Consider the following 11177-nt stretch of genomic DNA (forward strand, 5'->3'; position numbering starts at 1 on the left):
GCTCGATGAGCGACCAGAGTTCGTCCGAGACGATCCACGGCCGCGACTCCCTCTTCCCCACGGCAAGACCAACGAGCAACCACGCGGACAGTCACATGATCAACAACTTCTGTTAGGAGCTCTTAGGGGTCCTCAGTCCTCCGGCAGCTCCACCGGGGCGATCTCGTCGTACAGGTCGCCCGGGCCCGGGTTGGACGCGTCCGTCGAACCGCCGAAGTGGCGCATGACGCCCCAGACCGCGTTCAGCGCGGTCTGCACTGCGCCCTCGGCCCAGCCGGCCGTCCAGGAGATGTCGTCACCGGCGAGGAAGATGCCCCGCTTGTCCTCGGGCAGGCGGTCCTGCATGAAGTGCGTGAACAGCCGCCGCTGGTAACGGTAGTGGCCGGGCAGGTTGGCCTTGAACGCGCCCATGAAATAGGGCTCGTTCTCCCAGGAGACGGTCACCGGGTTGCCGATGATGTGCTTCCGGATGTCGACGTCGGGGTAGATCTCGCCGAGCGACTTCAGCATGACCTCCATCCGCTCGTTCGCGGACAGCGGCAGCCACTTCAGGCTGTCGTCGCACCAGGTGTAGGAGAGGCAGATGACGGCGGGCCTGTCCGGGCCGTCGTCGAGGAGGTAGGTCCCGCGGGTCATGCGGTCGGTGAGCGTCATCGACATGACGTCCCGGCCCGTCGGGTTCCCCTTGTCGTCGACGGCCTTGTCCAGCCAGAACGGCCGGTCGACCGGCACGAACAGCTTGGAGCTCTCCATGTAGTGGGTGCGCTCGATCGCGGTCCAGTGGTCGATCGGGAAGAGCGAGTCGTCGCAGGCGATCTTCGACAGCAGCATCCAGGACTGGGCGGTGAAGATCGCCGCCCGGTAGGTGCGGATGTCGCCGTGCGCGTCGGTCACCGTGATGCGGTTGCCGGCGGTGCGGTGCAGCCGGGTCACGGCCGGGCGGGGCTCGCCGCCTTCGTGCAGGCTCGCCAGCGAGGTGCCGTACGGCCAGTGCACGATCTTCTCGGGCTCGCGCTCCCACAGGCGCAGCGGCAGTTGCTGGGAGCCGCCGACGATACCGCGGTGGTGGTCGTCGGCCTCGGTGTAGACGACGCGCAGGATCTCCAGGATGGAGTTGGGGAAGTCGGTGTCCCAGCCGCCGGTGCCGAAGCCGACCTGGCCGAAGATCTCGCGGTGCCGGAAGGACTTGAAGGCCTCGGAGTCGCAGAGGAAGCCGTAGAAGGTCTGGTTGTCGAGCTTCTCGACGAGCCGCGCCCAGATCTCCCGGATGCGCGGCACGTCGCGCTCGCGCATCGCCCGGTTCATGTCGGAGAAGTCGGCGCCCTCCTCCAGACAGCGGTTCCAGGCCTGGGCGACGTCGCGGTAGACCTGCGGCAGGTCGTCGATCGTCTCCGCGTAGTGGCTCTCCCCCTTGAGGTCGACGACGGTCGACGGGGTCGCCTCCGCGAGGGGGTTGGGGAACGGACGCGTCCGCAGACCCACCAGGTCGATGTAGTGCTGGAGGGCCGTGGAGGACGGCGGGAACCGCATGGCGCCCATCTCGGCCGTGAGGTCGGGGTCGCAGCCGTCGAAGCCGACGGTCCGCAGGCGCCCGCCGATCCGGTCGGCCTCGTAGACGACCGGCTTGAGGCCCATCTTCATCAGCTCGTAGGCGGCCACGATCCCGGAGAGCCCGCCGCCGATGACGGCGACCTCGGTGCCGTGCTCGGTCGCGGGTATCTGACCGAGCCCCGCCGGGTGGGCGAGGAAGTCGTCGTACGCGTAGGGGAAGTCCGGGCCGAACATGGTGATCGGCGGCTGCTGCTCGTCGGCGTGCTCGACGGCGTTGGGCACCGTGGACGTCATGGGGTACGGACTCCTTGCGCGAAAACTCGGGGCGTGGGGCGGGGGGGGGAGGTCAGACGAGGGACCCGTACAGACCGGGGCGGCGGTCCTTCAGGTACGGGTTCGCCTCGCGGGAGGCGGCGAGGGTGACGGGGTCGGCGTCGGCGAACACCAGCTCCTCGGCGCGGCCGGCCCGGGCGCGGGCGACTCCGTCGGGGCCGGCGAGGGTGGAGAGCCCGACGAACTCGAACTCCCCCTCCCGGCCGACCCGGTTGACGTACGCGACGTACATCTGGTTCTCGAAGGCGCGCACCGGGATCATCGACTCGGCGACGAACTGGAAGGGGTGCATCTGCGCCGTCGGGACGACCAGGAGGTCGGTGCCGGCCAGGGCGTGGGCGCGGACGTTCTCCGGGAACTCGACGTCGTAGCAGATCAGCAGGCCGACGGTGAGACCGCCCAGCTCGGCCTGGACGACGGGCTGGTCGCCGGGTGTGAAGTGGTCCCGCTCGAAGCAGCCGAAGAGGTGGGTCTTGCGGTGGTTCGCCAGACGGGTGCCGTCGGCGGAGATCAGCTGGGCGGAGTTGTACACGGTGGCGCCGTCCCGCTCGGGATACCCGTACACGACGGCGACCCCGTGGCGCCCGGCGATCTCGGCGACCGCGTCCGCGGACTCGCCGTCGGCGGGCTCGGCGAGCCGGCCGATGTCGTCGCCGATCGCGTACCCGGTGAGGAACAGCTCCGGCACGACCACCAGCCCGGCCCCCGCCTCGGCGGCCCGCCCCGCCGCCGCCTCGAGGACCTTCAGGTTCTCGGCGATCGATCCGGGGCGACCGGAGCTCTGGAGCAGGGCGGTACGCATGCGTGTTCCTCATCGGGCGGAGGGGGGTTCGGGGGGTCACGTAGACGGTACGGTCGCCCGCCCGCGCCGAACAAGGAGAAGCCGTTGCGCGCTGGTGAGCGGTTCGTTGCGTGCGCGCCACCGTCCGCGGCGATTCGTTGCGCGGGGCGAGCGGGCGGCGAGGAGGCGGTCGGCTCGCGGCAGGCACGACCCCGTGACCCACGCCGGGGAGCCGCCAGGACCGGCGATCAGGCGATCAGGCGATCAGGCGATCAGGCGATCAGGCACAGCACACCCGACCCCGTGAGGCGCCGCACCGTGGAGCCGCCAGGACCGGTGAAGAGGCACCGCGCCAGGGAGCCGCGACGGCCGGCGAAGGGCCGTCGGCTCGCGGCAGGCACCACCCCGTGACCCACGCCGGGGAGCCGCCAGGACCAGCGAGCAGGCGATCAGGCACAGCACGCCCGGCCCCGTGAGGCACCGCGCCGGAGTGCCGCCCCGGCCCGCCGCAGCGCGCCGAAGCCCTCGTCCGCGCTGAGCGGCCGGGCCCGTTCAGCGGGCCCGAGCCCTCCCGTCAGCCACCGCGACGTGCCGCGCGCACCCGGCCGCCGCCCACCAGGGCCGCCCCGACGACCGCGTAGGGCACCGCGAACAGCGCGAACACCGGGCCGTGCGGGGTCGATGACGCCAGGACGCCGTACGCGGCGTACACGGCGATGGTCGCCAGCTCCGTGCCCAGTCCCGCGACCGAGGTGAGCGTGGCCCGAGCCGTGTCCGCGATGTGGTGCTGGAGGCGGGCGTCGGCGAGGACGGTCGCCAGTTGGAAGCCGCCGAAGGCGAGCGCGACGCCCGCGAGGGCGAGCGGGGTGCCCGCCGCCGCGCCGGCGGCCAGCGCGAGGGCCGAACCCCCCAGGAGCACGGCGAGTCCCCGTCCCTGAAGCCGCTCAGCCCGCCCGGCCAGCAGGCTGCCGACCGTGGGTCCGGCCCAGATCAGCAGCAGCCACCAGGGGACGGTCGGGTCGGCGACGCCCGTGTCGCGCACGAGCAGGGGGGTGTACTCGTCCAGCGCGCCCCAGACGGCCGTGACGGCGGGCACCAACAGCAGGGCGCCGCGCACCGAGCGGTCACGGCGGGCTTCGGCGAGGCCGGCGCGGAGCGTCACCGTCCAGCCCGGTCCGTCGGGGTCCCCGCCCGGGGCGCGGTGTTCCGGGAAGGCCGCGGCGACCGCGGCGGTCAGCACACCGGCCAGCACGCTGGCCAGCCCCACCGCCGGGTAGCCGCCGAAGTCGAGCACCGGTCCCGCCAGCGCCATCGCCGTCACGACGCCGAGGAGCCCGGCCGCGTGGGCCCGGCCCATGATGCGGGCGTAGGAGTCACCGGCGCCGAGCCGGTCGAGTTCCTCGTACACCAGCGCCTCCAGGGCGCCGGAGCCGAGGGCGCCCCGCACCCCCCACAGCACGAAGCCGAGGGCGAACGCCGGGTAGGAGGGCACCAGCACCCACAGCGCGAAGCCGGCGGAGCCGAGCAGCGGGCCCAGCCACAGCAGGGTCCGCCGGGACACCGCGTCGGCCCAGGCGCCGGACGGGACCTCGACGAGGACACCGGTGAGCGACCAGAGCACGAACAGCGAGGAGATCTGCCAGACCGACAGGCCGGTGTCGCTGAACAGCAGCGCGTACACCGGGTAGAGCAGGACGAGGTCGTCCAGGAACGAGTAGCCGTACAGCGTGGCCGTGATCCGCCGCACACCGAGGGCGGGGACACGCGCAGGTGAGAGAGTCATGAGGCCTTCCCGCAGGGACAGTTCGGACACCGTGGGTACGGCGTCCGAGGCGGCCCTCGGGAGGCACGGCCGGTGGATCAATGTCGCCAGGTCATGACACCGAGCGTAGCCCCGCGCGGCGGCGGCTCACCAGCGCTTCGGGGAACCGCACAAAAGGGGAGGCCGATCAGCTCGCGGCGTCCGGTGCGTGCGATCGCCAGGCGCCGGAAGCCTCCCGTAGCGGAGCTATCAGGGGCTCGGCAACGCGGCGAGCGTGCGTGCCGGGCGTCGCGAGCCGGGCTTCCCTGCTGTTCGGAGCTCTCAGGGGTCCTTGCACTGTGAGCGCCTGATCAGGCCGCGTGGTCCGGTGCCGTGCATCGCAAGGCGCCGGAGAGTCCTCGTAGCGGAGCCACCAGGGCTTTCCGGCGACGCGACGGGGTGCGGTGCCAGGCCGCGCGGACCAGGCGGGCACGGTGCACGGACCCCTTACGCGGGCGAGCCGGAGGAGAACCGCCGCAGCAGTGGCGACAGCACGAGCACCGACTTGGTCCGCTCGACGAACGGCTCCCCCGCGATCCGCTCCAGCACCCGCTCGAAGTGGCGCATGTCGGCGGCGAAGACCTGGGCGACCGCGTCCGCCTCCCCGGTGACGGTGGAGGCGGCGACGACCTCCTGGTAGCGCTCCAGGCCCCGCTGGATGGTCTCCGGGGAGGTGTTGCGCCGGCAGTAGATCTCGACGAACCCCTCGGTCTCCCAGCCGAGGGCCGCCGGGTCGACGCGGACGGTGAAGCCGGTGATGGCTCCGGTGGCCCGCAGCCGGTCCACGCGCCGTTTCACGGCGGGCGCGGACAGGCCGACCATCTGCCCGATGTCGGCGTAGGAGCGGCGGGCGTCCTCGGCGAGGGCGTGCACGATGCGTTCGTCGAGATCGTTCAGCACGGCGGTCGGTTCACTTCACTTCTGATGCTGCGGGCGGTGCGAGTCGGGAGCGGCGGTGGCCGTAGAGGAAGTAGAACACGAGCCCGACGGCCATCCAGACACCGAAGACCACCCAGGTGACGGCGGACAGGCTGCCCATCATCCAGAGGCAGAAGCCGAGGCCGAGGGCGGGCAGCACCGGCGAGAGCGGGACACGGAACGTCCGCGGCATCTCCGGACGGGTCCGGCGGAGCACCACGACGGCCACGTTGACCAGCGCGAAGGCGAACAGCGTGCCGATGCTGGTGGCGTCGGCGAGCTGACCGAGCGGGATCGCGGCGGCCAGCACACCGCAGAACAGGGACACGATCAGCGTGTTGGCGCGGGGCGCGCCGGTCTCGGGGTGGACGCGGGCGAACACCTTGGGCACGAGCCCGTCCCGGGACATCGCGAAGAGGATGCGGGTCTGGCCGTAGAGCACGGTGAGCACGACGCTGGCGATGGCGATGACCGCGCAGAAGGCCAGCAGCGTGCCCCAGAACGTCTGCCCGGTGACCTCCCGCATGATCTGGGCGAGCGCGGCCTCGGAGTCGGTGAAGTTCTGCCACGGCTTGGCGCCCACGGCGACGGCCGCGACGAGGACGTACAGCGCCGTCACGACGACCAGGGACAGCATGATCGCGCGGGGCAGGTCGCGCTGCGCGTTCCGGGCCTCCTCACCGGCGGTGGAGGCGGCGTCGAACCCGATGTACGAGAAGAACAGGGTCGCCCCGGCGGCGCTGACGCCGGCCATGCCGAGCGGCATGAAGTTCTGGTAGTTGCCGGAGCGGAAGCCCTGGACGCCGATGGCGCAGAACAGCACCAGCGCGGCGATCTTCACGACCACCATGATCGTGTTGGCGCGGGCGGACTCGCGGGCCCCGCCGAGCAGGAACGCCATCGCCAGCAGGACGACGATCAGGGCGGGCAGGTTGAAGACGCCGCCGTCGCCGGGCGGAGCGGACAGCGCGGCCGGGATGGTGACGCCGACCGTCCCGTCGAGCAGCTCGTTGAGGTACTCGCCCCAGCCGACGGCCACGGCGGCCACCGACACGCCGTACTCCAGGACCAGGCACCAGCCGCAGATCCAGGCGATCAGCTCACCCATCGTTGCGTATGCGTACGAGTAGGAGGACCCGGCGACGGGGATGGTGCCGGCCAGTTCCGCGTACGACAGGGCAGAGAAGAGCGCCGTGAGTCCGGCGATCACGAAGGAGAGCGTGACGGCGGGGCCGGCCTTGGGAACGGCCTCGCCGAGGACGACGAAGATGCCCGTGCCGAGCGTCGCGCCGATGCTGATCATGGTGAGCTGCCACAGTCCGAGAGAGCGCCGCAGGGACCCTCCCTCGCCCTGGCCACCTTCGGCGACCAGGCGTTCCACGGGCTTGCGCCGCATGAGGCGGGCGAGCGGCCCCGGGGAGGCGGGGGCGGTTGGACCGCCCTGTTGCGGGGGTGCGCCTTGGTCGAGCACGCGCTGACTCCTTCGTCGCTGCCGGTCCGGCCGGCGGGGACCTCTGGCACCCCCGCGCGAGCAGGGACCCACCGAGCGGGGTCCCCGCCACGCCACGTACAGCGCATGACCCTACGAGCCAGGGCGTCGCGGTCGTAATGCAGCAACCTTGCGCGCACACGCAAGATCATTGCGTTGATGGAGCCGGGGTGCACTTTCGTTGCAGGCGGACCGAACGCCTTCCGTCGGGGACGCGGGAACCACGCGACGGGCCGGCGGCACCGCACCGAGCGACCGGCGGACCGCACCGCGCCCGAGCGACCGGGCCACCGCACCGCAGCGACCGAGCAGCGCGTCACACCCGAGCGACCGGCCTGCGCGACGCACCCGAGCGGGGCCAGTCGGCCACAACGCACCCGAGTGACCGTGCCGGCCGTGACGCACCCGTGCGACCCAGGTACCGCACCGCCTCCGCAGCCTTCGGTCCGCCTCAGGGCGGCCGGTGGCGGCGACGGGCCGGCCCTGGCTCTCCCGTGCGGCTACCAGCTGGCGTGCAGCGGCTTGCCCTCGGCGTAGCCGGCCGCGCTCTGGACGCCGACGATGGCCTTCTCGGCGAACTCCTCCAGGGAGGCGGCGCCGGCGTAGGTGCAGGAGGAGCGGAGGCCCGCGATGATCGAGTCGATCAGGTCCTCGACGCCCGGGCGGGCCGGGTCGAGGAACATCCGGGAGGTGGAGATGCCCTCCTCGAACAGCGCCTTGCGGGCGCGGTCGTACGCCGACTCCTCCGCCGTGCGGTTGCGCACCGCCCGCGCGGACGCCATGCCGAACGACTCCTTGTAGAGGCGCCCGCTCGCGTCCTGCTGGAGGTCGCCCGGGGACTCGTAGGTGCCGGCGAGCCAGGAGCCGATCATGACGTTGGACGCGCCGGCCGCCAGCGCCATGGCGACGTCGCGCGGGTGGCGGACGCCGCCGTCGGCCCACACGTGCTTGCCGTACTTCTTCGCCTCGGCCGCGCACTCCAGGACCGCCGAGAACTGCGGGCGGCCCACGCCGGTCATCATGCGGGTGGTGCACATCGCGCCGGGGCCGACGCCGACCTTGATGATGTCGGCACCCGCCTCGATCAGGTCCTTCACGCCCTCGGCCGAGACGATGTTGCCCGCGACGATCGGGACCCGCGGGTCGAGGTCGCGGACCAGCCGGATCGCGTTGATCATCGACTCCTGGTGGCCGTGCGCCGTGTCGATGACGAGCGTGTCGACGCCCGCGTCCAGCAGCAGCTTGGCCTTCTCCGCGAAGTCGCCGTTGATGCCGACCGCGGCGGCGATGCGCAGCCGGCCGTGGGCGTCGGTGGCCGGCGTGTACAGGGTGGCGCGCAGGGCGCCCCGGCGGGTGAGGATGCCGGCCAGCCTGCCGTCCGCGCCGACCGCGGGGGCGTAGCGCCGGTTCGCGGCGTCCAGGGTGTTGAAGGCCTCACGCGGGTCGATGTCCGCGTCGAGCAGCAGCAGGTCCTTGGACATGACCTCGCTGAGCTGCGTGAACCGGTCGACGCCGGTCAGGTCCTCGTCGGTGACGACACCGACGGGCCGGTGGTCCTCGTCGACGACGACGCCCGCGTTGTGCGCCCGCTTGGGCAGCAGGGCCAGCGCGTCGGCGACGGTCTGGTGCGGGGCGAGCACGATCGGGGTGTCGAGCACCAGGTGGCGGCTCTTCACCCAGGAGATGACGTCGGTGACGACATCGATCGGGATGTCCTGCGGGATCACCACGAGTCCGCCGCGGCGGGCCACGGTCTCGGCCATGCGCCGGCCGGCGACGGCGGTCATGTTGGCGACGACCAGCGGGATGGTCGTGCCCGTGCCGTCCGGGGAGGTGAGGTCCACGCCCTGACGCGACCCGACCGCGCTGCGGCTCGGCACCATGAAGACGTCGTCGTAGGTCAGGTCGTAGGCGGGCTGGATGTCGTTGAGGAAACGCACGTGCTGCACATCCCAGTCGATCAGAGGTGGCCCCCGGGCAGGTCAGCCGGGGGAAGAGCACGTACTTCAGTGTCCCATGCCGCCCGGAATGCGATGCCCGGTCACATCCTCCAGGCTGTCCCCGCCGGCCCTAGGAGGAACCTCCGAGAGCGAGCACCATGGAGAGCGCCGGCGCCTGGTCGACGGCCGCGGAGAAGACCTCCTGCGCGATCTCCCACTCCTCCGGCCGCTCCTTCGCGTAGGGCCGCCAGTTCCGTACGACGACGAGCAGCCCGCCGACCTCGGGCAGGGCCGGGAGGTGGGTGAGGCTGTCGGCGAGCGCGTCCCAGTTGCGGCCGAACCGGTCGGTCAGCTCCAGGTCCCGGACGCAGCGGTCCATCAGACTCGCCTTGTCCTTGACCCCGTCGAGGTCCAGCGTGAGTACCTGGTCCGTCATTCTCGGCACCGCCTGTACGAGTCGTGGTTCGTGCTCGGAGGGGGGCGGCCGGGTGGGCCGCCCCGCTCTGACCGTTCGTCAGTTACCGTCCGGGTCCGACCGGTTGAGCGCCGGCTTCGGCGTCGGCCCCGCCGTCATCAGGTAGTCCGCGGCCGAGGTGTCCGTCACCAGGCTGGTGACGAGCCCGGACCGCAGCACCGCGTCGATCGCGGCCGCCTTGCGCTGCCCGCCCGCGATCGCGACGACCTCGGGGATACGGCGGAGCTGGTCGGCCTTGACCGTGATGCACCGCTCGCCGAGGTCGCGCCCGACCCGGCGGCCGTCGGCGTCGAAGAGGTGCGCCGACATCTCGGCGGCGACGCCGAGCGAGGCGTAGTGCCCGCGCTCCTCGTCGCTGAGCATGTCGTGCACCGTCGAGATGCCCGGCTCCCAGGAGCCGATGGAGACACAGGCGACCGTGACCTTGTCGAAGTACTCGAAGGCCCGGGCGATCCCGGTCTGGTGGCGCAGCGCCGCCGCGGTGGCCGCGTCCGGCAGCAGCATCGGCGCGTAGATGGGGTGCGCGTCGCCCCCGGACACCTGGGCGGCACGGCGGACGGCCTCCACCGAGCCGCGCTCGGCGGTCCCCGCGTCGTACACGCCCGTCAGCTGCACCACCGTGCACGGCGGCAGCCGGTCCAGCGCCGCCGCCATGTGGATCGTGGAGCGGCCCCAGGCCAGCCCCAGGACGTCCCCCTCGGTGAGCAGCTCGGCGAGCAGGTCGGCGGCCACTTCACCCAGGTTCTCGGGGTCGGGCGACTCCTCGACGTCGGCCGGGGACTCGACCACGACGGCGTGCCTGAGGCCGTAGCGGGCACGGAGCGCGTCGGAGCGCTCCGCGTCCAGCTCGGCCGGCACGCGGATCTCGATGCGCACCAGATCCCGTTCGAGGGCGGTCTCCAGGACCCGGGCCACCTTGAAGCGGCTGACGCCGAACTCCTCCGCGATCTGGATCTTGGACTTGCCCTCGAGGTAGAAGCGGCGGGCCATGGCCGCCGCCTGCACCAGCTCAGCGGGTCCCATCCGCATGGCTGACCGGCCCGCCGACATACCCGACACGGCGATCTCCTCACTGCTGTTCACACTCTGGACTCGCCGTTCATCCTCGCAGATCCGGCGTACTCGATCAGCCCTGATGGGCGCCGTTCACGTTGTCTTGGCTCAGTGGTCGCACGCCCAGGACGCCTTGGCGGTCGCCGCCTCCGCCTGAGCGCGCAGCGAGCGGACCGCTTCGGCCGGGTCCGCGGCCCCGTACACCGCCGAACCGGCGACGAAGACGTCCGCGCCGGCGTCGGCGCACCGCTCGATCGTGGAGGCCGACACGCCGCCGTCGACCTGGAGCCACAGCTGAAGGCCGTGCTTGCTGATCAACTCGCGGGTCCGGCGGATCTTCGGGAGCATGATGTCGAGGAAGGCCTGGCCTCCGAAACCCGGCTCGACGGTCATGACCAGCAGCATGTCGAGCTCGGGGAGCAGGTCCTCGAACGGCTCGATCGGCGTCGCGGGCTTGAGCGCCATTGCGGCCCGGGCGCCCTTCGCCCGGATCTCCCGGGCGAGCCGTACGGGTGCGGCGGCGGCCTCGACGTGGAAGGTGACGGACGAGGCGCCCGCCTCGACGTACTGCGGGGCCCAGCGATCGGGGGTCTCGATCATCAGATGGCAGTCCAGCGGGGTGTCCGTCGCACGGGCCAGGGACTCTACGACCGGCACACCGAGCGTGAGGTTCGGGACGAAATGGTTGTCCATGACGTCGACGTGGAGCCAGTCGGCTCCCGCGACCGCCTTGGCCTCGTCCGCGAGGCGGGCGAAGTCGGCGGACAGGATGCTGGGGTTGATCTGCGCGGCCATGACCCAAGCCTGCCATGCCCCGCGGGGGTTGCGGACATCGG

At 72.0% G+C, this 11177-nt stretch carries 9 protein-coding genes; all 9 read right to left on the minus strand.

The genetic code is table 11. The annotated features are described in order from the left end of the window. Positions 1 to 132: 132 nt before the first annotated feature. On the minus strand, positions 133 to 1845 hold the full coding sequence (locus ACZ4YY_RS33130) for a flavin monoamine oxidase family protein (protein WP_468298668.1): 1713 nt from the start codon (positions 1843 to 1845) through the stop codon (positions 133 to 135). Between the two features lie 52 nt (positions 1846 to 1897). Beyond that, positions 1898 to 2686 (minus strand): carbon-nitrogen hydrolase family protein, encoded by a 789-nt coding sequence (locus tag ACZ4YY_RS33135; protein WP_468298670.1) that lies wholly within the window; start codon positions 2684 to 2686, stop codon positions 1898 to 1900. Between the two features lie 553 nt (positions 2687 to 3239). Continuing rightward, on the minus strand, positions 3240 to 4448 hold the full coding sequence (locus tag ACZ4YY_RS33140) for an MFS transporter (RefSeq protein ID WP_468298672.1): 1209 nt from the start codon (positions 4446 to 4448) through the stop codon (positions 3240 to 3242). A gap of 465 nt (positions 4449 to 4913) precedes the next feature. Continuing rightward, positions 4914 to 5366, minus strand: a complete 453-nt coding sequence (locus ACZ4YY_RS33145; protein WP_468298674.1) for an Lrp/AsnC family transcriptional regulator — start codon at positions 5364 to 5366, stop codon at positions 4914 to 4916. A 10-nt stretch (positions 5367 to 5376) separates the two neighbouring features. Continuing rightward, on the minus strand, positions 5377 to 6855 hold the full coding sequence (locus tag ACZ4YY_RS33150; protein WP_468298676.1) for an amino acid permease: 1479 nt from the start codon (positions 6853 to 6855) through the stop codon (positions 5377 to 5379). 518 nt (positions 6856 to 7373) lie between these two features. Beyond that, on the minus strand, positions 7374 to 8813 hold the full coding sequence (locus ACZ4YY_RS33155) for a GuaB1 family IMP dehydrogenase-related protein (RefSeq protein ID WP_468298730.1): 1440 nt from the start codon (positions 8811 to 8813) through the stop codon (positions 7374 to 7376). Between the two features lie 130 nt (positions 8814 to 8943). Beyond that, the gene (locus tag ACZ4YY_RS33160) at positions 8944 to 9249 is read right to left on the minus strand and encodes a barstar family protein (protein WP_468298678.1); all 306 of its coding nucleotides are present in this window, start codon (positions 9247 to 9249) and stop codon (positions 8944 to 8946) included. Between the two features lie 78 nt (positions 9250 to 9327). Continuing rightward, a complete protein-coding gene (locus tag ACZ4YY_RS33165) occupies positions 9328 to 10371 on the minus strand; it encodes a sugar-binding transcriptional regulator (protein WP_468298680.1) in 1044 nt (347 codons plus the stop codon). A gap of 78 nt (positions 10372 to 10449) precedes the next feature. After that, complete coding sequence (gene rpe, locus ACZ4YY_RS33170) at positions 10450 to 11136, minus strand: ribulose-phosphate 3-epimerase (protein WP_468298682.1); 687 nt, start codon at positions 11134 to 11136, stop codon at positions 10450 to 10452. Positions 11137 to 11177 lie beyond the last annotated feature (41 nt).

The sequence above is a fragment of the Streptomyces sp. NPDC030143 genome, assembly GCF_055573695.1.